The sequence below is a fragment of the Streptomyces sp. NBC_00271 genome (assembly GCF_036178845.1).
In the GTDB taxonomy this organism is placed as follows: domain Bacteria; phylum Actinomycetota; class Actinomycetes; order Streptomycetales; family Streptomycetaceae; genus Streptomyces.
Window position 1 is genome coordinate 3,399,426 of sequence record NZ_CP108070.1, and the last position, 21,999, is coordinate 3,421,424.

At 73.0% G+C, this 21,999-nt stretch carries 17 protein-coding genes and 1 riboswitch; of the genes, 14 read left to right on the forward strand and 3 right to left on the reverse strand.

The window, feature by feature from the left end; translation table 11 throughout:
* The first annotated feature begins 9 nt into the window (after positions 1-9).
* The 8 genes from OG798_RS15945 to cobI all read left to right on the forward strand — a co-directional run bounded on the left by OG798_RS15945 (position 10) and on the right by cobI (position 11,516).
* Positions 10-234, forward strand: a complete 225-nt coding sequence (locus OG798_RS15945; protein ID WP_054232266.1) for a hypothetical protein — start codon at positions 10-12, stop codon at positions 232-234.
* A 111-nt stretch (positions 235-345) separates the two neighbouring features.
* A riboswitch (cobalamin riboswitch) is annotated at positions 346-486 on the forward strand.
* A 101-nt stretch (positions 487-587) separates the two neighbouring features.
* Positions 588-1,544 carry a cobalamin biosynthesis protein gene (locus tag OG798_RS15950; protein ID WP_267061429.1) on the forward strand — a complete coding sequence of 319 codons (957 nt, stop codon included), beginning with the start codon at positions 588-590 and terminating at the stop codon, positions 1,542-1,544.
* On the forward strand, positions 1,541-3,049 hold the full coding sequence (locus OG798_RS15955) for a cobyric acid synthase (protein ID WP_328757224.1): 1,509 nt from the start codon (positions 1,541-1,543) through the stop codon (positions 3,047-3,049). The genes OG798_RS15950 and OG798_RS15955 overlap by 4 nt, the downstream gene beginning before the upstream one ends.
* Positions 3,046-6,699, forward strand: coding sequence for a cobaltochelatase subunit CobN (gene cobN / locus OG798_RS15960; protein ID WP_328757225.1), 3,654 nt, complete (start codon positions 3,046-3,048; stop codon positions 6,697-6,699). The genes OG798_RS15955 and cobN overlap by 4 nt, the downstream gene beginning before the upstream one ends.
* Positions 6,696-8,735 carry a putative cobaltochelatase gene (locus OG798_RS15965; RefSeq protein WP_097226297.1) on the forward strand — a complete coding sequence of 680 codons (2,040 nt, stop codon included), beginning with the start codon at positions 6,696-6,698 and terminating at the stop codon, positions 8,733-8,735. Before cobN ends, OG798_RS15965 begins: the two co-directional genes overlap by 4 nt.
* A complete protein-coding gene (gene cobO, locus OG798_RS15970; protein WP_054232271.1) occupies positions 8,735-9,334 on the forward strand; it encodes a cob(I)yrinic acid a,c-diamide adenosyltransferase in 600 nt (199 codons plus the stop codon). Before OG798_RS15965 ends, cobO begins: the two co-directional genes overlap by 1 nt.
* The gene (locus OG798_RS15975) at positions 9,328-10,770 is read left to right on the forward strand and encodes a cobyrinate a,c-diamide synthase (RefSeq protein WP_328757226.1); all 1,443 of its coding nucleotides are present in this window, start codon (positions 9,328-9,330) and stop codon (positions 10,768-10,770) included. The genes cobO and OG798_RS15975 overlap by 7 nt, the downstream gene beginning before the upstream one ends.
* Entirely contained in the window at positions 10,767-11,516 is a 750-nt protein-coding gene (gene cobI, locus OG798_RS15980; RefSeq protein WP_328757227.1) for a precorrin-2 C(20)-methyltransferase, read from the forward strand. Before OG798_RS15975 ends, cobI begins: the two co-directional genes overlap by 4 nt.
* A gap of 11 nt (positions 11,517-11,527) precedes the next feature.
* Here cobI and OG798_RS15985 read toward each other — a convergent pair whose 3' ends face one another.
* Positions 11,528-12,262, reverse strand: a complete 735-nt coding sequence (locus OG798_RS15985; protein WP_095858167.1) for a ZIP family metal transporter — start codon at positions 12,260-12,262, stop codon at positions 11,528-11,530.
* A 119-nt stretch (positions 12,263-12,381) separates the two neighbouring features.
* Between OG798_RS15985 and cobM the strand changes: the two genes are divergently transcribed.
* From cobM to cobC, 6 genes are all read left to right on the forward strand, one after another.
* A complete protein-coding gene (cobM, locus tag OG798_RS15990) occupies positions 12,382-13,206 on the forward strand; it encodes a precorrin-4 C(11)-methyltransferase (protein WP_095855378.1) in 825 nt (274 codons plus the stop codon).
* On the forward strand, positions 13,203-14,453 hold the full coding sequence (gene cbiE, locus OG798_RS15995; protein WP_121416540.1) for a precorrin-6y C5,15-methyltransferase (decarboxylating) subunit CbiE: 1,251 nt from the start codon (positions 13,203-13,205) through the stop codon (positions 14,451-14,453). Before cobM ends, cbiE begins: the two co-directional genes overlap by 4 nt.
* 298 nt (positions 14,454-14,751) lie before the next feature.
* A complete protein-coding gene (cobJ, locus tag OG798_RS16000) occupies positions 14,752-16,443 on the forward strand; it encodes a precorrin-3B C(17)-methyltransferase (RefSeq protein WP_328757228.1) in 1,692 nt (563 codons plus the stop codon).
* A 184-nt stretch (positions 16,444-16,627) separates the two neighbouring features.
* On the forward strand, positions 16,628-17,212 hold the full coding sequence (locus tag OG798_RS16005) for a precorrin-8X methylmutase (protein WP_328757230.1): 585 nt from the start codon (positions 16,628-16,630) through the stop codon (positions 17,210-17,212).
* Positions 17,209-18,144 (forward strand): sirohydrochlorin chelatase, encoded by a 936-nt coding sequence (locus OG798_RS16010; RefSeq protein WP_121416537.1) that lies wholly within the window; start codon positions 17,209-17,211, stop codon positions 18,142-18,144. Before OG798_RS16005 ends, OG798_RS16010 begins: the two co-directional genes overlap by 4 nt.
* Positions 18,134-19,243 carry an Rv2231c family pyridoxal phosphate-dependent protein CobC gene (gene cobC, locus OG798_RS16015; protein ID WP_328757231.1) on the forward strand — a complete coding sequence of 370 codons (1,110 nt, stop codon included), beginning with the start codon at positions 18,134-18,136 and terminating at the stop codon, positions 19,241-19,243. The genes OG798_RS16010 and cobC overlap by 11 nt, the downstream gene beginning before the upstream one ends.
* Positions 19,244-19,690: 447 nt before the next feature.
* Here the strand turns inward: cobC and OG798_RS16020 are convergent, their stop codons facing one another.
* The gene (locus tag OG798_RS16020; RefSeq protein WP_267061436.1) at positions 19,691-20,599 is read right to left on the reverse strand and encodes an SCO1860 family LAETG-anchored protein; all 909 of its coding nucleotides are present in this window, start codon (positions 20,597-20,599) and stop codon (positions 19,691-19,693) included.
* Positions 20,600-20,875: 276 nt separating this feature from the next.
* Positions 20,876-21,967, reverse strand: coding sequence for an amidohydrolase family protein (locus OG798_RS16025; protein ID WP_097226291.1), 1,092 nt, complete (start codon positions 21,965-21,967; stop codon positions 20,876-20,878).
* Positions 21,968-21,999 lie beyond the last annotated feature (32 nt).

A 21,999-nucleotide genomic window follows, 5' to 3' on the forward strand; every position in this document is an offset into this window, starting at 1 on the left:
CAGAACAGCATGCACATCGACTGGGCAGCCCTCGGCTCCGTCTTCGGAGTCAGCCTCGTGACCACCGTCGGCCTCGTCGGCCTCTTCACCCTCGGCATCGTCGGCCTCTCCAAGCGCGAGTCCGCGTCCGCCCAGGGCGGCTCCGCGACCCTCGCGGTCACCGGCGCGTACGTCTGCTTCGCGGCGTGCGCCGCGGCGGTGGCGTACGGCATCTTCCTGATCGTCGGCAAGTAACCCAAAACGGGCAGCACTTCGAGTGGGGTGCGGGACGGATCACCGTCCCGCACCCCACCTGTATGTGGGCCTTCGCACACTCTCCCCGCGCAGGTCAACGGCAAGTTGACGGGTCTTCCAACCCGTGGTGGACTGCCGGAGCCAAGTACGGCGACAGAAGAGGAAGCCGGTGTGAATCCGGCGCGGTCCCGCCACTGTGACCGGGGAAGGAACTCCCCGGGAGCCAGGAACTCTCCCCGCCGGTCTCGTCGAACCAGGGCGCGGACACCCTGAGTGAGGACATAACGCCATGCGCGGCTGCCCAAGTGCCCTGCGAGCGACGGTTCCACCCGACCTGACGGTCGGCTGACCCCGTGCGTGCCGATCGCGTCTTCGCGTACGGCGCCGCCGCCGGCCTCCTCGGTGACCTGCTGCTCGGCGATCCCCGCCGGGGGCATCCGGTCGCCGTGTTCGGGCGGAGCGCGGCAGCCGTGGAGCGGGTGCTGTGGCGGGACCACCGCGGGTGGGGCGCGCTGCACACCGCTGTGTGCGTGGGAGGTGCCGCCGGACTCGCCGCCGTCGCTTGCCGTGCCGTACGCCCCTCACGTGCCGCGTCCCTCGCGCTGACGGCCGCCGCCACCTGGGCCGTCGTCGGGGGCACCACGCTCGGGCGGGAGGCCCGGGCGATCGGTGACGCCCTCGCGGACGGGGAGATCGAGACGGCCCGGGAGCGGCTGCCGCATCTGTGCGGACGGGATCCCCAGGCCCTCGGCGCCGACGGCATCGCGCGCGCCGTCGTCGAGTCCGTCGCCGAGAACACCTCCGACGCCGTGGTGGGCGCCCTGGTGTGGGGTGCCGTGGGCGGAGTCACGGGGCTCGTCGGCTTTCGGGCCGTCAACACCCTTGACGCCATGGTCGGTCACAGGTCGCCCAGATACCGGCGGTACGGGTGGGCCTCGGCCCGGCTCGACGACGTCGCCGGATGGCCGGGGGCTCGTCTCACCGCCGTGCTCGCCGCCCTCGCGGGTGACAGTCCCCGAGGGGCCCTGCGAGCCTGGCGCGCCGACGCCGTCAAGCATCCGAGCCCCAACGCCGGGCCCGTGGAGGCCTCGTTCGCGGGGGCGCTCGGGGTGCGCCTGGGCGGCACCCTCTCCTACGGCGGGCGCGTCGAGCACCGGCCCGAACTCAACGGCGCCGGACGCGCCGTGCACGTCGACGACATCGAGCGGGCCGTACGGCTGTCACGGCGTGTCGGCTGGCTCGCCCTCGGCGTGAGCGCCGGCGGACGGCTGCTCGCACAGAGGCTTCTCAGGAAGGGGCGTACGTCATGAGCGGCGGGCTGCTCGTCGCCGGGACCACCTCCGACGCCGGCAAGAGCGTCGTGACCGCCGGGATCTGCCGGTGGCTGGTGCGCCACGGCGTCAAGGTCGCGCCCTTCAAGGCGCAGAACATGTCCCTGAACTCGTTCGTGACGCGCGAGGGCGCCGAGATCGGGCGCGCGCAGGCCATGCAGGCGCAGGCCGCCCGGGTGGAGCCGACCGCGCTCATGAACCCCGTGCTGCTCAAGCCGGGCAGCGACCGGAGCAGTCAGGTCGTCCTCATGGGAAAGCCCGTGGGCGAGATGACCGCCCGTGGCTACCACGGTGGGCGGCAGGAAGCCCTCCTCACCACCGTGCTGGACTGTCTCGCCGAGTTGCGGGGCACGTATGACGCGGTGATCTGTGAGGGGGCCGGCAGTCCTGCCGAGATCAATCTGCGGCGGACCGACATCGTGAACATGGGGATCGCGCGCAATGCGCGGCTGCCCGTGCTCGTCGTCGGCGACATCGACCGCGGGGGTGTGTTCGCCTCGTTCTTCGGGACGGTCGCGCTGCTGTCGCGGGAGGACCAGGAGTTCGTCGCCGGGTTCCTCGTCAACAAGTTCAGGGGGGACGTCTCCCTGCTGGAGCCGGGGCTCGACATGCTCCACGGCCTCACCGGGCGGCCTACGTACGGCGTCCTGCCCTTCCGACACGGCCTCGGCATCGACGAGGAGGACGGGCTGCGGGTGTCGTTGCGGGGAGCGGTCCGGGAGTCCCGAGTGACCTCCCCCGTCGGCGAGCACGTGCTGCGCGTCGCCGTCTGCGCGATCCCGCTGATGTCCAACTTCACGGACGTGGACGCGCTGGCCGCCGAGCCGGGTGTCGTGGTGCGGTTCGTGGACCGGGCCGAGGAGCTGGCCGACGCCGACCTCGTCGTCGTCCCCGGGACCCGGGGGACGGTGAAGGCGCTGGAGTGGCTGCGCGAGCGCGGACTCGCGGACGCCATCCTGCGCAGAGCCGCCGAGGGGCGGCCCGTGCTGGGCATCTGCGGCGGTTTCCAGGTCCTCGGCGAGCACATCGAGGACGAGGTCGAGTCGCGCGCCGGTCAGGTCGACGGGCTCGGACTCCTGCCGGTCCGGGTGCGGTTCGCACGCGAGAAGACCCTGACCCGGCCCGTCGGGGAGGCGCTCGGCGAGCACGTCGAGGGCTACGAGATCCATCACGGCGTCGCCGATGTGACGGGCGGTGAGCCCTTCTTGGACGGCTGCCGGGTCGGCGCCGTCTGGGGCACGCACTGGCACGGCTCGCTGGAGTCGGACGGCTTCCGGCGTGCCTTCCTGCGCGAGGTGGCGGCCGCCGCGGGCCGTCGTTTCGTGCCGGCCGCCGACACGTCGTTCGCGGCGCTGCGCGAGGAGCAGCTCGACCGGCTCGGCGATCTGATCGAGGAACACGCGGACACGGACGCGCTGTGGCGGCTCATCGAGTCGGGCGCGCCGCAAGGACTGCCTTTCATTCCACCGGGAGCGCCCGCATGAGCACAGTGTTGTTGTTGTCGACCGCCGACACCGATCTGCTGGCGGCGCGTGCCTCCGGCGCCCCGTACCGGATCGGCAACCCCACCCGGGTGGATGTCGAGGGCGAACTGCCGTCCCTCGTCGAGGGCGCGGACATCGCCGTCGTACGCCTCCTGGGCGGCAAGCGTGCGTGGGAGGAGGGCCTGCGGAAGCTGAAGGCCTCGGGCATCCCCACCGTGCTGCTCGGCGGGGAGTCCGTACCCGACGCCGAACTGATGGCGGAGTCGTCGGTGCCCGCCGGTGTCGTCGCCGAGGCGCTGCGCTACCTGGTCGAGGGCGGCCCGGACAACCTCACCGAGCTGGCCCGGTTCCTGTCCGACACCGTGCTGCTCACGGGTGAGGGCTTCGAGGAGCCGCGGAAGATGCCGGAGTACGGCGTCCACGGCGAGCGCGCGTTCGTCGAGGGCCGCCCGACCGTCGGCGTGCTCTTCTACCGGGCCCACCATCTGTCCGGCAACACCGCGTTCGTGGACACGCTGTGCGACGCGATCGAGGCGCGCGGCGCCAACGCGCTCGCCGTGTACTGCGGTTCGCTGCGCGGCGCGGACGCGGCCCTGTACGAGATCCTCGGCACGGCGGACACGCTGGTCGCCACCGTGCTCGCGGCGGGCGGCACACACGCCTCCGAGGCGTCCGCGGGCGGCGACGAGGAGGCCTGGGACATCGGCGCGCTCGCCGACCTGAACGTGCCCGTGCTGCAAGGACTCTGCCTGACCTCGTCCAGGAGTGCCTGGGACGCGTCGGACGCCGCCCTCTCCCCCATGGACGCGGCGATGCAGGTCGCGATCCCCGAGTTCGACGGCCGTCTGATCACCGTCCCCTTCTCCTTCAAGGAGCAGGGGCCCGACGAGGTGCCGGTCTACGTCGCCGACCCCGAGCGGGTCGCCCGCGTCGCCGGAATCGCCGTACGGCACGCCCGGCTGAAGCACAAGCCGAACGCCGACAAGAAGCTCGCGCTCGTCTTCACCGCCTATCCGACCAAGCACTCCCGCGTCGGCAACGCGGTCGGCCTCGACACGCCCGCCTCGGCGGTACGGGTGCTCGACGCGCTGCGGGACGCCGGGTACGTCGTCGAGGGACACCCCGACAACGGCGACGAGTTGATCCACCGGCTCATCAACGCCGGTGGCCACGACGTCGAGTGGCTCACGGAGGAGCAGCTGGCCGCCGCGCCCGCACGGGTGCCGCTGGCCGACTACCGGGCCTGGTTCGACAAGCTGGACCCGGATCTCAAGCAAGGCATGCTGGACGCGTGGGGCGAGCCGCCCGGTTCCCTCTACGTCGACGGCGACGACATCGTGCTCGCGTCCCTGCAGTTCGGCAACATCGTCGTGATGATCCAGCCGCCGCGCGGCTTCGGCGAGAACCCGATCGCGATCTACCACGACCCGGACATGCCGCCGTCGCACCACTACATGGCCGCGTACCGCTGGCTCGAAAACAGCTTCGGCGCGGACGCCGTCGTGCACATGGGCAAGCACGGCACGATGGAGTGGCTGCCGGGCAAGGGCCTCGGGCTCAGCGGCGGCTGCGCGCCGGACGCCGTCCTCGGTGAACTCCCGCTCATCTACCCCTTCATCGTCAACGACCCCGGCGAGGGCACCCAGGCCAAGCGGCGCGGCCACGCCACGGTCGTCGACCACCTCGTACCGCCGATGGCCCGCGCCGACACCTACGGCGACCTCGCCAAGCTGGAGCAGCTCCTCGACGAGTACGCGCTCGTGTCCGACCTGGACCCGACGAAGGCCCCGGCCGTCCGCGCGCAGATCTGGACGCTGGTCAAGGCGGCCGAACTCCACCACGACCTGCATGTGGAGGACCAGCCGGACGACGCGGCGTTCGACGAGTTCGTCATGCACATCGACGGCTATCTGTGCGAGATCAAGGACGTGCAGATCCGCGACGGTCTGCACATCCTCGGCGGCGGCCCGGAGGCCGAGCCCCGCGTCAACCTCGTGCTGGCCGTGCTGCGCGCCTCCCAGGTGTGGGGTGGCACCGCGAACGCGCTGCCGGGGCTGCGGGCCTGCCTCGCCGAGTACTTCGGCCTGGTCGAGAAGGAGCTGCTCGCCGAGCCGGGCGCGCCGGTGAAGGTGCCGGTCGAGCTGACGGACCTCGTCGAGGGGCCGGCGCGGACCGGGGCGGACGCGATCGACCTGCTGGAGCAGCTGTGCCGCCGGATGGCGGAGGGCATGGAGGAGCGCGGCTGGGTGACGTCCGAGAGCACCGCTCTCGTACGGGAGGTGCTGGGCGTCGAACTCCCCGACGCCGTCGCGGTACTGGAGTTCGCCTGCCGTGAGGTCGTGCCGCGTCTGGCCCGGACGACGGACGAGATCACCCACATCCTGCGCGCCCTGGACGGCGGTTACGTCCCCGCGGGCCCGTCGGGCTCACCGACCCGCGGGCTGGTTAACGTCCTGCCGACCGGCCGCAACTTCTACTCCGTCGACCCCAAGGCGATCCCGTCCAGGCTGAGTTGGGAGGTCGGGCAGTCGCTCGCCGACTCCCTGGTGCAGCGGTACCTGCAGGACACGGGCGAGTACCCGAAGTCCGTCGGTCTGACGGTCTGGGGCACGTCCGCGATGCGCACCCAGGGCGACGACATCGCCGAGATCCTCGCGCTGCTCGGCTGCCGCCCGGTCTGGGACGACGCCTCGCGCCGCGTGACCGGTTTCGACGTGGTGGGCCTGGAGGAGCTGGGCCGGCCGCGCATCGACGTCACGGTCCGCATCTCCGGCTTCTTCCGGGACGCGTTCCCGCACGTCGTGGGCCTGATCGACGACGCGGTGCGCGCGGTGGCCGAGCTGGACGAGCCCGCCGACCGCAACTACGTCCGCGCGCACGCCGACGAGGACACCGCCGAGCACGGCGACCGGCGCCGGGCCACCTCCCGCATCTTCGGCTCCAAGCCGGGCGCGTACGGCGCCGGTCTCCTCCCCCTGATCGACGCCCGCAACTGGCGCTCCGACGCCGACCTCGCCGAGGTGTACGCGGTGTGGGGCGGCTACGCGTACGGGCGCGGGCTGGACGGGCGGGCGGCGCGCGGGGACATGGAGATCGCGTTCCGGCGCATCGCCGTCGCCGCGAAGAACGTCGACACCCGTGAGCACGACCTCGTCGACGCCGACGACTACTTCCAGTACCACGGCGGCATGGTCGCGATGGTCCGCCACCTGACGGGCGCGAGCCCGGAGGCGTACGTCGGCGACTCGGCCGTACCCGACCAGGTGAAGACCCGCACGCTGGGCGAGGAGACCCACCGTGTCTTCCGCGCCCGGGTCGTCAACCCGCGCTGGATGGCCGCCATGCGACGGCACGGCTACAAGGGCGCCTTCGAAATGGCGGCGACCGTCGACTACCTCTTCGGCTACGACGCCACGGCCGGGGTCGTGGACGACTGGATGTACGAGAAGCTCAGCGCGGAGTACGTCTTCGACGCGGAGAACCGGGACTTCATGAAGAAGTCCAACCCGTGGGCGCTGCGCGGCATCACGGAGCGGCTCCTCGAGGCCGCCGACCGGGGGCTGTGGGCCGAGCCGGACGCGGACACGCTGGAGCGGCTGCGTGCCACCTATCTGGAGCTCGAAGGCGACTTGGAGGGCGACGACCAGTGAGTACCCCGTTCCCGTTCACGGCCGTGGTCGGCCAGGACGACCTGCGGCTCGCGCTGCTGCTGAACGCCGTGTCGCCCGCCGTGGGCGGTGTGCTCGTCCGCGGTGAGAAGGGCACGGCCAAGTCCACGGCCGTACGCGCCCTGTCGGCGCTCATGCCGGGGGTGGACGTCGTCGCCGGGTGCCGGTTCTCGTGCGATCCGGCCGGGCCCGACCCGGCCTGTCCCGACGGTCCGCACGAGCCGGGCGCCTTCGAGACCCGGCCGGCCCGCATGGTCGAGCTGCCCGTCGGCGCCTCCGAGGACCGGCTCGTGGGCGCGCTCGACATCGAGCGGGCGCTCGCGGAGGGCGTGAAGGCCTTCGAGCCGGGGCTGCTGGCCGACGCGCACCGCGGGATCCTGTACGTCGACGAGGTCAACCTCCTGCACGACCACCTGGTCGACCTGCTGCTGGACGCCGCCGCCATGGGCGCCTCGTACGTCGAGCGCGAGGGTGTCTCCGTACGGCACGCGGCACGCTTCCTGCTCGTGGGGACCATGAACCCCGAAGAGGGCGAGCTGCGGCCGCAGTTGCTCGACCGGTTCGGGCTGACCGTCGAGGTGGCCGCCTCCCGGGAACCCGATCAGCGGGTCGAGGTCGTGCGGCGCAGGCTCGCCTACGACGACGATCCGACGGGCTTCGCGGCGCGCTGGGCCGACGAGGAGTCCGCCGTACGGGCCCGGATCGTGGCGGCGCGGCAGCTGTTGCCGTCCGTGCGGCTCGGGGACCCGGCGCTGCGGCAGATCGCGGCGACCTGCGCGGCCTTCGAGGTGGACGGCATGCGGGCCGACATCGTCATGGCACGGACCGCGACCGCGCTCGCCGCGTGGGCGGGACGGACCGAAGTGCTGGCGGAGGACGTACGTCAGGCCGCGCTGCTCGCGCTGCCGCACCGGCGGCGGCGCAACCCCTTCGACGCGCCGGGGCTCGACGAGGACAAGCTCGACGAGACGCTGGAGGAGTTCGGGGGATCGGACGAGGGTTCTTCCGAGGAGGGTCCTTCCGACGACGATCCGGACGGGGACCCGGATCCGGACGGGCCCGGTGGGGGTGGGCAGCCGCCTCAGGACGGGCCGGACGGCGACTCCCCCGCCGGTGACGTGCCGGCGCGGGGCGAGCCCTCGGACGACGGACAGGCGCCGGCCGCGCAGGGCGCCGGTGAGCAGTCCCCCGTACGGGCCGCCGAACCCTTTCGCACGAAGGTGCTGAGCGTGCCGGGGCTCGGCGAGGGCGCGGCCGGGCGGCGTTCGCGGGCGCGGACCGAGCACGGGCGGACCACCGGGTCGCGGCGGCCCCGAGGGGCGCTCACCAAGCTGCACCTGGCGGCGACCGTGCAGGCGGCGGCGCCCCACCAGCGGGCGCGGGGGCGGTCGGGGCGCGGTCTCGTCGTACGGCGGGACGATCTGCGCCAGGCCACCCGGGAGGGGCGTGAGGGCAACCTCGTGCTGTTCGTGGTGGACGCCTCCGGGTCGATGGCGGCGCGGCAGCGGATGAGTGCCGTCAAGGGCGCGGTGCTGTCGCTGCTGCTCGACGCGTACCAGCGGCGGGACAAGGTGGGGCTCGTGACCTTCCGGGGGTCCTCGGCCGACGTGGCGTTGCCGCCCACCTCGTCCGTGGACGCGGCCGCCGCCCGCCTCGAGTCGCTGCCCACGGGCGGGCGGACGCCGCTGGCGGCCGGGCTGCTGCGCGCGCACGACGTGCTGCGGGTCGAGCGGCTGCGGGACGCCGCCCGGCGGCCGTTGGTCGTCGTGGTGACCGACGGGCGGGCCACCGGCGGCCCTGAGCCCGTCGCGCTCGCCGAACGGGCGGCGCGGCTGTTCGCGGCCGACCAGGTCGCCTCCGTGGTCGTCGACTGCGAGGCGGGGCCCGTGCGGCTGGGACTCGCGGGGCGGCTCGCGGGTGAACTGGGCGGCACGGCGGTGACGTTGGACGAGTTGCGGGCCGACGCAATCGCCGGGCTCGTGCGCGATGTGCAGGGGACTTCGAGGAGGGCCGCGTAATGCCGCAGGGGCAGCCGAGTGTCGTACCGGAGGATGGGCTGACGACCCGTCAGCGCCGTAACCGGCCGCTGGTCGTGGTGCACACCGGGATCGGGAAGGGCAAGTCCACCGCCGCCTTCGGGCTGGCGCTGCGCGCCTGGAACCAGGGGTGGCCCATCGGGGTGTTCCAGTTCGTCAAGTCGGCGAAGTGGAAGGTCGGGGAGGAGAACGCGCTGCGCGTGCTCGGCGCCTCCGGCGAAGGCGGGTCCGTCGACTGGCACAAGATGGGCGAAGGGTGGTCGTGGGTGCAGCGCGACTCCCAGATGGACAACGAGGAGAAGGCCCGCGAGGGCTGGGAGCAGGTCAAGCGGGACCTCGCCGCCGAGACGTACAAGCTGTATGTGCTGGACGAGTTCGCCTACCCCATGCACTGGGGCTGGGTGGACGTCGACGAGGTCGTCGCCGTGCTGCGGGACCGGCCCGGGACCCAGCATGTCGTGATCACCGGGCGCAACGCTCCGGAGAAGCTCGTCGAGTTCGCGGATCTCGTGACGGACATGTCCAAGGTCAAGCATCCGATGGACGCCGGCCAGAAGGGCCAGAGGGGCATCGAGTGGTGATTTCCGTCCCTCGGCTGGTCATCGCCGCGCCCTCTTCCGGGAGCGGCAAGACCACCGTTGCCACGGGGTTGATGGCGGCCTTCGCCTCACGGGGGCTCGCCGTGTCCCCGCACAAGGTGGGGCCCGACTACATCGACCCCGGGTACCACGCGCTCGCCACCGGGCGCGTGGGGCGGAATCTCGACTCGTATCTGTGCGGCACGGAGTTGATCGCGCCGCTGTTCGCGCACGGGGCGCGCGGATGTGATCTCGCGGTCGTCGAAGGTGTGATGGGGCTGTACGACGGGGCCGCCGGGGAGGGTGAGCTCGCGTCCACGGCGCAGGTGGCGAAGTTGCTGCGGGCGCCGGTGGTGCTGGTCGTCGACGCGTCGGCGCAGTCCCGGTCCGTGGCCGCGCTGGTGCACGGGTTCGCTTCCTGGGATCCCGAGGTGCGGGTCGCGGGGGTGATCCTCAACAAGGTGGGGTCGTCGCGGCATGAGGAGATGCTGCGGGAGGCTCTGGACGAGTCCGGGGTGCCGGTGCTGGGGTGCCTGCGGCGGGCCGCGCAGGTGGACACGCCCGCTCGGCATCTGGGGCTGGTTCCTGTCGCCGAGCGGCGCTCGGATGCCGTGGACGCCGTGGGGGCGATGGCCGAGCAGGTGCGGCGCGGGTGTGATCTGGACGCGTTGTACGCGTTGGCGCGTGGTGCGGGTGAGTTGTCGGGTGCGGCTTGGGACGCGGCTGAGGTGGTTGCTTCTTCGCCCCCGCCGCCCCTTCCCGTCCCCACCCTGGGGGCTGCGCCCTCAGACCCCCGCCATCGGCCTGAACGGCCTCGTCCTCAAACGCCGGACGGGCTGAGGGTGGTCGCTGTCGCCGGTGGGGCCGCCTTCACCTTCTCCTACGCCGAGCATGCCGAGTTGCTGACCGCCGCGGGAGCCGAAGTCGTCACCTTCGACCCGCTGCGGGACGAACAACTGCCGGACGGTACCGGCGGGTTGGTCATCGGCGGGGGGTTTCCCGAGGTGTACGCGCCCGAGCTGTCCGCCAACGAGCCGTTGCGCAAGGCCGTGGCCGAGCTGGCGTTCGCCGGGGCTCCCGTCGCCGCCGAGTGCGCCGGGCTGCTGTATCTCTCGCGCGAGCTCGACGGGCAGCCCATGTGCGGCGTGCTCGACGTCTCGGCCCGGATGAGCGAGCGGCTCACCCTGGGCTATCGGGACGCCGTGGCCGTGAGTGACAGCGCGCTCGCCGTCGCCGGGACGCGGATGCGGGGGCACGAGTTCCACCGGACCGTCGTCGAGCCGGGAGCCGGGGCGGCTCCCGCCTGGGGGGTGCGCGCCCCTGAGCGGCGCGTCGAAGGTTTCGTACAACAAGGTGTGCACGCGAGTTATCTGCACACGCACTGGGCGTCACAGCCCGGTGTCGCCCGTCGGTTCGTGGAGAGGTGCCGGACGTCATGAGCAGCAAGCTGATCGGAATCGGGGTCGGTCCCGGTGACCCGGAGCTGGTGACCGTCAAGGGCGTCAACGCGCTGCGTGCCGCCGAGGTCGTGGTCGTGCCGGTGATGGCCGCGCCCGATGGCAAGGACGGCGGAGAGCCGGGGCGCGCGGAGGCCACCGTGCTGCACTACGTGCCCGAGGAGAAGGTCGTCCGTGTCGTGTTCGCGCTCAACGAGCGAACCGACCGGGGACGGCGCGAGGCCGCCTGGGACGCCGCGGGCACACGGGTCGCGGAGCTGCTCCGGCGGCACGCGTCCGTCGCCTTCGCGACCATCGGCGATCCGAACGTGTACTCGACCTTCACCTATCTCGCGCAGACCATCGGGGAGCTGGTGCCCGGCACGGTCGTCGAGACCGTGCCCGGTATCACCGCCATGCAGGACCTGGCGGCCCGGTCCGGGGCCGTGCTCACGGAAGGGACCGAGCCGCTCACCCTCGTTCCGGTGACCGCCGGGGCCACCGTGCTCAAGGACGCCCTCAACGGGCCCGGGACCGTCGTCGCGTACAAGTTCGGGCGGCAGGCGCACGAGGTCGCGGAGGCGCTGCGGGTGACGGGGCGGCTCGACGACGCCGTGTGGGGGTCCGCGCTCGGGCTTGAGGGCGAGTCCATCCGGCCCGCCGCCGACCTCGACGGCGAACCGCTGCCGTACCTCTCCACCCTCATCGCGCCCGCCCGGCGCGACGGCAAACGCGGCGGGAAGCTGTGAGCCTCGGAAGATCACCCGCTTCCGGCGAGACCCACCACCAGCCAGATGAACCCCGCGCCCGCGATCGTGCACAGCAGGGTCGAGCGGGCCGGGTGCTCGTGGTGCGCCTCGGGGAGGATCTCGGCGGCGGCCAGATACAGCAGTACGCCGCCGAAGAGACCGAGATAGCAGCCGAGCGCTTTCTCCGGGATGGTGAAGAACAGGGTCGACGCGGCGCCGATCACCGGGGCCACCGCGTCCGCGAACAGCATCGTGATCGCCTTGCGGCGCGCGTTCCCGTACAGGCTCGTGATCGTGTACGTGTTGAAGCCGTCCGCGAAGTCGTGGGCGATCACCGCGAGCGCGACCGCAAGCCCCATACCGCCGCCGACCTGGAAGGCGGCGCCGATCGCGACGCCGTCCATGGCGCTGTGCCCGACCATCGCCGCGGCGGCCGTCAGGCCCACCTCGGGCGCGCGTCCGTCGTGCTCCTCGCCGCCGTGCGCGGCCTGCCGGGCGGCCAGCAGACGTTCCACCAAATGGGCCAACAGGAACCCGGCGACGAACAGCAGCAAGGCCGCCGGTACGCCGAACACCTCCTCACCCGCCGCGCTCAGCGCCTCCGGGAGCAGATCCAGGCCGACCACGCCGAGCATCAGCCCGCCCGCCAGGCCCAGCACCAGGTGGCGGCGGTCGGTGACCCGCTGGGCCGTCCAGCCGCCGGCCAGCGTCATCAGGAACGCGCCGAGCGCGACGAAGACCGCCATGAACCCTTCGTATCCGATCGCACCCCGTTCGCGCACATCCAGCGACCACCTCGCGCCCACTGACGCGCCCACCGACTTCTCGCAGCACCCGATTCATCCGTAGGAGAGGACCGATTCCCATGGCCGATGCCCCCACCGGCAAGGTGACCATCGTCGGGGCAGGGCCCGGCGCCGCCGACCTGCTGACGTTCCGCGCCGCGCGCGCCATCGCCGAGGCCGACGTCGTGATCTGGGCAGCCAGCCTCGTGCAGGCCGAGGTCCTCGAGCACGCGCGCGAGGGAGCGGAGATCCTGGACTCGGCGACGATGTCCCTGGAGGACGTCGTGGCCGTGTACGAGCGGGCGGCGGCCGACGGGCTGAAGGTGGCCCGCATCCACTCCGGCGACCCGGCCCTGTGGGGCGGTACGCAGGAGCAGCTGGACCGGTGTGCGGACATCGGCGTCGAGACCGAGATCATTCCCGGCGTCTCCTCCTTCTCCGCCGTGGCCGCGCTCGCCCAGCGCGAGCTGACGATCCCCGAGGTCGCGCAGTCCGTGATCCTCACCCGGCTCGGCGGCGGCAAGACGCCCATGCCGCCCGGCGAGGAGGTGCGGGAGTTCGCGCGGCACGGCACGACCATGGCGCTGTTCCTGTCGGCCGCCCGCAGCGGACAGCTCGTACGGGAACTGCTGGAGGGCGGCTATCCGACGTCCACGCCGGTCGTGGTCGCCTACCAGGCGACCTGGCCGGAGGAGCTGATCGTGAAGTGCACGATCGAGACGCTGGAGGAGACCGTCAAGGAGCACAAGCTCTGGAAGCACACCCTCTTCCTGGTCGGCCCCGCCCTCGACGCGAGCGGCACCCGCTCGCACCTCTACCACCCCGGTCACTTCCACGGCTTCCGCAAGGCCGATCCGCAGGCGCGCGCGGAGCTGCGCGCGGCCCGCAAGGGCAGTCCTTCGTGATCACCGTCTTCGGTACGGGGACGGGGGCACCGCTGTCCACGGACGCCTCGGACGCGCTGGCCGAGGCCGGGCTCGTCGTGGGCGCCCGCCGCCATCTGGCGTCCGCGCGGCTGCCGGACGCGGTGGAGCGGATCGTCCTCGGGCCGCTCGCGCCCGCCCTCGACGCGATCGAGGGATGCCTGGAGAAGGAGCGGCGCGTCGTCGTGCTCGCCTCCGGTGACCCCGGGTTCTTCGGGATCGTGCGGGCGCTGGCCGAGCGGTTCGGGGCCGAGCGGCTGGACGTGCGCCCCGGTGTCTCGTCCGTCGCGACCGCCTTCGCGCGGCTCGGGCTGCCCTGGGACGACGCGGTGGTGGTGAGCGCCCACGGGCGCGCGCTGCGCACGGCCGTCCAGGTCTGCCGCTCCCACCCGAAGGTGGCGGTGCTGACCGGCCCCGGCTCCGGGCCCGCCGAACTGGGCGCCGCCCTCGCCCACCACTGCGCCGGGCGCGTCCTCGTCGTGGCGAGCGCCCTCGGCGACCCCGCACACGAGCGTGTCGAGCGGGTCACCCCGGCACAGGCCGCGGGCCGCGACTGGGGTACGGCGGTGAGTGTGGTCCTGTGCCTCGACGAGTCGCGGGCCCTCGCCCCCGTGCGGACGGTCGCCGGTCCCCCGGCCGGACCCGACCGGTGGGCCCTGGACGAGCGCGAGTTCGCCCACCGCGACTCGATGATCAGCAAGTTCGAGGTGCGGGCGCTGGCGCTGGCCCGGCTCGGGCCGCGCCTGGGCGAGCTGGTCTGGGACGTCGGCGCGGGCTCCGGATCCGTCGCCGTCGAGTGCGCGCGGTTCGGGGCCGCCGTCACCGCGATCGAGAAGACACGGGACGGCTGCGACCGGATCCTCGCCAACGCCGAGGCGCACGGCGTCGACGTCCGGGTGGTGCACGGGGCCGCGCCGACCGTGCTGTCCGACCTGGACGATCCGGACGCCGTGTTCATCGGCGGCGGGGGGCGCGAGCTGCCCGCCATCGTGACCGTCTGCGCACGGCGGGCCCGGCGGGCCGTCGTCGTCGCCATGGCCGCGCTCGACCGGGTGCCGGCGGCCCGGGAGGCGCTCACCGCCGCCGGGTTCGACTGCGACGGCGTACTGCTGCAGTCTTCCCGGCTCACGCCGCTGCCGGGGAACGTCACCCGGCTCGCGGCCACCAACCCCGTTTTTTTGCTGTGGGGCGTCCGGCCTCCGGCACGTACCGAAGGAGTCCTCCATTGAATCCTCGCCTCCGCGAACGGAGGTGATTCCTGGCTCACGCTGCCTCTCGGACCGGCGGTCCGTCAGGTCTTCCACGATCAACACCAGCCGGGTTGAAACCAGCCCGGGCAGCTCACCTGCTGCAAGGTCACACAACTTCAAGGAGACTCCGCGTGCTTGGCTCTCGCGACGCATCGTCTGCGATTCACGCTACCAGCACGCCGGTCCGCCCTGGGGGCGAACCGGCTTTTCCTGCCCTGATGCGCAGGTGTTCGATTCCTCCCCGGCCTGAAGGCCGGGACGTCCTCGGAGGGATCCAGTGATCGGCCTGATTTCCGCCACGGCGGCGGGCGCGGCGGCCCGTGACCGGCTGGCCGCGGCCTGGCCCACCCGTACGCGGGTGTACGACGGGTCCGTCGGGGACGCCGTGCGGCGGGCCTTCGCGGAGTGCGACCAGTTGGTGTGCTTCCTCGCCACGGGCGCTGTGGTGCGGCTGATCGCGCCGCTGCTGGGCGACAAGACGTCCGACCCGGGGGTCGTGTGCGTGGACGAGGGCGGCCGGTTCGCCGTGTCGCTCGTCGGCGGTCACGGCGGCGGCGCCAATGAACTCGCCCGCGAGGTGGGCGAGTTGCTCGGGGCCGAGCCGGTGGTGACGACGGCGACGGACACGGTCGGAGTGCCGGGACTCGACACGCTCGGCTTCCCCGTGGAGGGGGAGGTCGCCGCGGTCACCCGGGCGCTGCTGGACGGCGAACCCGTCGCCCTGCGGGCCGACTTGGCGTGGCCGCTGCCACCTCTGCCCGTCGCGACGGAGGGCGCGTACGGCATTCGGGTCACCGACCGGGCCGTGACGCCCGGCGAGCGCGAGGTGCTGCTGCGTCCGCCCTCCCTCGTGGTGGGGGTCGGCGCGTCCAAGGGCGCTCCGGTGGCCGAGATCCTCGGCCTCGTCGAGGACGTACTCCGTGACGCCGGGCTGTCCGCGAAGTCCGTCGCGGAGCTGGCCACCGTCGACGCCAAGGCCGAGGAGCCCGGCATCGTCGAGGCCGCCGGACGGCTCGGGGTGCCCGTGGTGACGTACACCGCCGAGGAGTTGGCGGCGGTGGACGTGCCGAACCCCTCGGACGCACCGCTCACCGCCGTCGGCACCCCGTCCGTGGCGGAGGCCGCCGCCCTCGTACGCGGCGGTGAACTCCTCGTACCCAAGCGGAAGTCGACGCGTGCGGACGGGCGGCCCGCGATGGCCACCTGTGCCGTCGTGCGCCGCGTGGCGCGCGGGCGGCTCGCGGTGGTCGGGCTCGGACCCGGCGCCCGTGACCTGCTCACCCCGCGGGCGAAGGAGGAGCTGCGGCGGGCGTCCGTGCTCGTCGGGCTCGACCAGTACGTGGACCAGATCCGCGATCTGCTGCGCCCCGGCACCCGGATCCTGGAGTCCGGGCTCGGCGCCGAGGAGGAGCGGGCGCGCACGGCGGTCGCCGAGGCACGGCGCGGGCAGGCCGTCGCGCTGATCGGCAGCGGGGACGCGGGCGTGTACGCGATGGCGTCACCGGCGCTGGCCGAGGCGTCCGACGACATCGACGTGGTGGGGGTGCCGGGCGTGACCGCCGCGCTCGCGGCCGGGGCGATCCTGGGCGCGCCGCTGGGCCACGACCACGTGTCGATCAGCCTCTCCGACCTGCACACACCGTGGGAGGTCATCGAGCGCCGGGTGCGGGCCGCCGCGGAGGCGGACATCGTCGTGACCTTCTACAACCCGCGCAGCCGGGGCCGCGACTGGCAGCTCCCGAAGGCGCTCGCGATCCTCGCCGAGCACCGGGAACCGACGACGCCGGTCGGGGTCGTCCGCAACGCCTCCCGGCCGGACGAGTCGAGCCGGGTGACGTCGCTGGGGTCCCTGGATCCGGCGATCGTCGACATGATGACCGTCGTGACCGTGGGCAACACGGCGACGCGTGAGATCGCCGGGCGCATGGTGACACCGCGCGGCTACCGCTGGCAGGAGGAGCCCAATTGAACCCTCCTCCTCGCGAACGAGAAGGATTCCTGGCTCACGCTGCTCGGTCGCTCAGCGAACGATCGAGTCTTCCGCGATCAACACCAGCCGGGTTGGAACCAGCCCGGTTTCCCCAAGGATTGGAGGCTGCTGTGCTGGCTTGGTTCTCGCTCAGCACGCGGCGACGCTACCACCGGGAGGCCCGGTGAACCGCGTGATTCACCCGATCGAGCAGGAGTCCTTCCGGCGGCTGCGTGCCCGTCTGGACACCTCGCATTTCCCGCCGCTGACGCGGGCGGTCGTGGAGCGGGTCATCCACTCCGCGGCCGACCTCGACTACGCGGACGACCTCGTCACCGACGAGGGCGCCCTGGCGAACGCGCACGCGGCGCTGCACGCCGGGGCGCCGGTCGTGGTGGACGTGGAGATGGTCGCGGCGGGCATCACGCGCCGCGACACCGTCTGCCGCCTCAAGGACGCCAAGTCCGGCCCGGGGCTGACCCGTTCGGCCCACGCGATCCGGCTCGCGTACGAGGAGGTCGGGCCCGGCGCGCTCTGGGTGATCGGCTGTGCGCCGACCGCCCTGGAGGAGCTGCTGACCCTCGACGCCGACCCGGCGCTCGTCATCGGTCTGCCCGTCGGCTTCGTCGGCGCTGCCGAGTCCAAGGCCGCGCTGCGCGACAGCGGGCTGCCCGCCGTCAGCAACGTGTCCGAGAAGGGCGGCTCGGCGGTCGCCGCCGCCGCGCTCAACGCACTGCTGTACCACCCCGCAACCAAGGAGTTTTCGTGACCACCCCGCCCCCCGCCCTGCTCATCGCCGGACACGGCACCCGGGACGCGGCCGGAGCCGAGGCCTTCCGCGACTTCGTACGGCAGTTGGGGCACCGTCACCCCGAACTGCCCGTCGCCGGAGGGTTCATCGAACTGTCGCCGCCGCCGCTGGGTGACGCCGTGACCGAACTGGTCGAGCAGGGGGTACGCCGGTTCGCCGCCGTGCCGCTGATGCTGGTGTCCGCCGGGCACGCCAAGGGGGACATCCCGGCGGCGCTGGCCCGTGAGAAGGAGCGGCACCCCGGGATCTCGTACACCTACGGGCGCCCGCTGGGCCCGCACCCGTCGCTGCTTGCGGTGCTCGAACGGCGGCTGGACGAGGCGCTCGGCGGCACGGTCCGTACGCCGGAGGACCGGTCCGACGTCACCGTGCTGCTCGTCGGGCGCGGCTCCACCGACCCGGACGCCAACGCCGAGGTGCACAAGGCGGCGCGGCTGCTGTGGGAGGGACGCGGGTACGCGAGCGTCGAGACGGCGTTCGTGTCGCTGGCGGCGCCGGACGTCCCGTCGGGCCTGGACCGCTGTGTGAAGCTGGGCGCGCGCAGGATCGTCGTACTCCCCTACTTCCTCTTCACGGGCATCCTCCCGGACCGGGTGCGGCAGCAGACCGAGGGCTGGGCGGCCGCGCACCCGGACGTCGAGGTGCGGTCGGCCGAGGTCATCGGCCCCGAGCCGGAGCTGCTCGACCTGGTCATGGAGCGGTACCGGGAGGCCGTCAAGGGCGACCTGCGGATGAACTGCGACTCCTGCGTCTACCGCATCGCGCTGCCCGGCTTCGAGGACAAGGTGGGCCTCCCCCAGCAGCCGCACTTCCACCCGGACGACGACGGGCACCACCACGACGGACATCACCACGGGCACCACCACGGCGGGCACGCGCATGCGCACTGAGGGCGCGTACGGGGGCGACGCGCACGGAGGAGGCTCGCGCGCGGACGACGCGCACGATCTGCGGCACCACGGGGACGCCGAGGTGCGGGACGACGGCTCGGCGCTCACCGATCTCGCCGTGAACGTCCGTGCGGACACGCCTCCGGCGTGGTTGCGCGAGCACGTCGCCGCGTCGCTGGACGGCCTCGCGGCCTACCCGGACGGGCGGGCCGCGCGCGCCGCGGTGGCGGCGCGGCACGGGGTGCCGGTGGAGCGGGTGCTCCTGACGGCGGGCGCGGCGGAGGCGTTCGTACTTCTGGCCCGCGCTCTGAAGGTCCGTCAGCCGGTCGTGGTCCACCCGCAGTTCACCGAACCGGAGGCGGCGCTGCGGGACGCCGGCCACACGGTCGACCGGGTGCTGTTGCGTGAGTCGGACGGCTTTCGGCTGGACCCCGCGGCCGTACCCGAGGACGCGGACCTCGTGGTGATCGGCAACCCGACCAATCCGACGTCCGTGCTGCATCCGGCGGCCTCGATCGCCGCGCTCGCGCGGCCCGGGCGGACGTTGGTGGTCGACGAGGCGTTCATGGACGCGGTGCCGGGTGAGCGGGAGGCACTGGCCGGGCGGACGGACATCCCCGGGCTTGTCGTGCTGCGCAGCCTCACGAAGACGTGGGGGCTGGCGGGGTTGCGGATCGGGTACGTCCTGGCCGCGCCCGACGCGGTCCGCGAGCTGGCCCGTGCGCAGCCGCTCTGGCCCGTCTCCACGCCCGCCCTCGCGGCGGCCGAGGTGTGCGTGTCGCCCCGGGCGCTCGCCGAGGCCGCCCACGCGGCTCGGCGGGTCGCCTCCGACCGGGCCCATCTCGTCGCGGGGCTCCGGGAGTTCGAGCCCGACGGGTTGCGGGTCGTCGAACCCGCCGAGGGGCCGTTCGTGCTGATTCGGCTGCCTCAGGCGGTGGTGGTGCGGCGTCAGTTGCGGGGGCTGGGGTTCGCGGTGCGGCGTGGGGACACGTTTCCGGGGCTGGGGGACGACTGGCTCCGCCTGGCCGTACGCGACCGGGCCACCGTCAATGGATTCCTCCAGGCGTTGGATCGGGCGATGGTGGTGGCTGGGCGATGAGGGACGGGTGCGGCAAGGGCCCTTTCTCGCCCCCGCCGCCCCTACCCGTCCCATCCCTGGGGGCTGCCGCCCCCAGACCCCCGCTTCGGCCTGAACGGCCTCGTCCTCAAACGCCGGACAGGCTGAAAGCTTTCAGGGGCGCGGGGAACTGCGCGCCCAGCCCCCACCGGCCCGCGGCCGAACGACTCCGGACGGCCGGGAGATGCGGGGCGAAGCCCCCGCCTCAGGGGCGCGGGGAACTGCGCGCCCAGCCCCCTCCGGCCCGCGGCCGAACGACTCCGGACGGCCGGGGGATGCGGGGCGAAGCCCCCGCCTCAGGGGCGCGGGGAACTGCGCGCCCAGCCCCCACCGGCCCGCGGCCGAAGAATCCGCCCGGGGGTCTGGGGGCGGAGCCCCCAGGTTGAGGATGGGACGGGTAGGGGCGGCGGGGGCGAGAACAGGTCGGGGTCAGGAGCGGTGGCGGCGTCCCAGGGCGACGGCCGCTCCGCCCGCCGCCAGAAGCACGACCGCCCCACCCACCACGAACGGAGTCGTCGACGCGCCGCCGGTCTCCGCGAGGCCCGACCCCGCCGGTGCCCCCTGGGGCTTGATGTCGGGAGCAGAAACTGAGGCAGGGGCAGAGACAGGCGCCGCGGCCGGGGACTCGCAGGTGACGGATCCCAGGGTCAGGGTGCCCTCCACATCCGCCACGTTCAGCTTCAACGGGTTGACGGAGACCTTGAGTTCGAGCGCGGATGCGGCCGCCGTACGGGACGTGGTCCGCGTCCTGGAGAAGTCGATCCGGACCTCACCGACCCCCGGCACCTTCACCTCCGTCGGACCGCCCACCGTCAACGTCACCTTCTTGCCGAGGACGGTCACCCCGCCCAGGAGGGTGGCGGAGGCCACGGGCTTGCGACCCGCCGCACAGGTCGCCTTCGAGGTCACCTGCCCGACCTCGATGAGGGACAGCAACGGCAGCCCGGGGACATGGATCCGCGCATGGGTGAGGTTCGTGGACGCCTCGGCCCCCGACGCGGACACCGTCGCCTTCGCGGAGGCGACATCCGCCCGCAGCACACTGAACGGCTGCCCACCGTCGACCCCGTCCAGCCTCGCCGTCAGCGCGGTCCGCTCGGCGCTCTGCGGAGCCCGCACCTCGTTGAGGGAGACCGCGAGCGGGACGTTCACGGTCTTGTTGAGCAGGGACACGTCGAGCCCGGTGCGCAGCACGACGGCGCTCGCGCGACCGTGGTCGGCGTCGGCGCTCGCGGAACCCGCACCGGCCAGCACCACCGGACCGGCGGCGAGGACGGTGGCCGCCGCGGTGGCGGTGAAACGGCGTGCGGGCATGCGGAAGTTGGTGTTGGCGTTCAAGGGTGGGACCCCCAGGAGAGAACAGCTTGGGACCCGGCAAGAATTACGCACCGAGAGTGAACAGTCAGCAACCCGACGTGACTTCACTCCAACGTGGGGTTTCCGGGAGTTCGTTCGAATCTCTCGACACCGCTGGGCACGGATGTTCCCCGCCGTCACCCACTCAACAGCCCAGCCCCGAACACGCCGGTCGACGCTCCGGAGCACGCATGGTGGTGCGTAACGAGGCGCCCGGCGGACGCGTAACGTTCCGTCAACCGGACGACCTCTCCACTGCTAGCCCACGACCCGCCCGTCGAGCACCACCCGGCGCGGAGCCGCCAGCACCCGTACGTCCGCACGCGGATCCCCCTCGTACACCACGAGGTCGGCGGGCGCGCCCTCGTCGAGTCCCGGGCGCCCGAGCCACCGCCGGGCGCCCCAGGTCGTCGCGGACAGCGCCTCGATCGGCGGGATGCCCGCGGTGACGAGTTCGGCGACCTCGCCGGCCACCAGTCCGTGGGCCAGCGAACCGCCCGCGTCGGTGCCGACGTAGACCGGGACTCCGGCGTCGTAGGCGGCGCGCACGGTGTCGTAGCGGCGTTCGTGCAGTGCCCGCATGTGCGACGACCAGCGCGGGAACTTCGTCTCTCCCCCGGCGGCGAGCTGCGGGAAGGTGGCGATGTTGACGAGCGTGGGGACGATCGCGACGCCTCGGGAGGCGAAGAGGGGGATCGTCTCCTCGGTCAGGCCGGTCGCGTGCTCGACGCAGTCGATGCCCGCCTCGACCAGGTCCCTGAGCGAGTCCTCCGCGAAACAGTGGGCGGTCACCCGTGCGCCGAGGCGGTGCGCCTCGGCGATCGCCGCCGCGGCGGCCTCACGCGGCCAGCAGGCGCTGAGGTCGCCTGTCTCGCGGTCGATCCAGTCGCCGACCAGTTTCACCCAGCCGTCGCCGCGCCGGGCCTCCTGGGCGACGTACGCGACCAGGTCCTCCGGCTCGATCTCGTGCGCGTAGTTGCGGATGTAGCGGCGGGTGCGGGCGATGTGCCGGCCCGCTCGGATGATCTTCGGGAGGTCCGCGCGGTCGTCGATCCAGCGGGTGTCGGAGGGCGAGCCCGCGTCCCGGATGAGCAGGGTGCCGGCCTCGCGGTCGGTGAGCGCCTGCTTCTCGGAGACGTCGTCGGGGACGGGCCCGTGGGCGTCGAGGCCGACGTGGCAGTGCGCGTCGACGAGACCGGGGAGGGCCCAGCCCTCGACGGTACGGATGTCACGGGCGCCGGTGGGACGCTCGTAGGAGATCCTCCCGCCGACGACCCACAGTTCGTCCCGGACGTCGTCGGGCCCGACGAGCACCCGCCCCTTCACGTGCAGCACCGCGCGATCGCTCATGCACCGCACCTTAATTCGTGCCGCACGGCGAG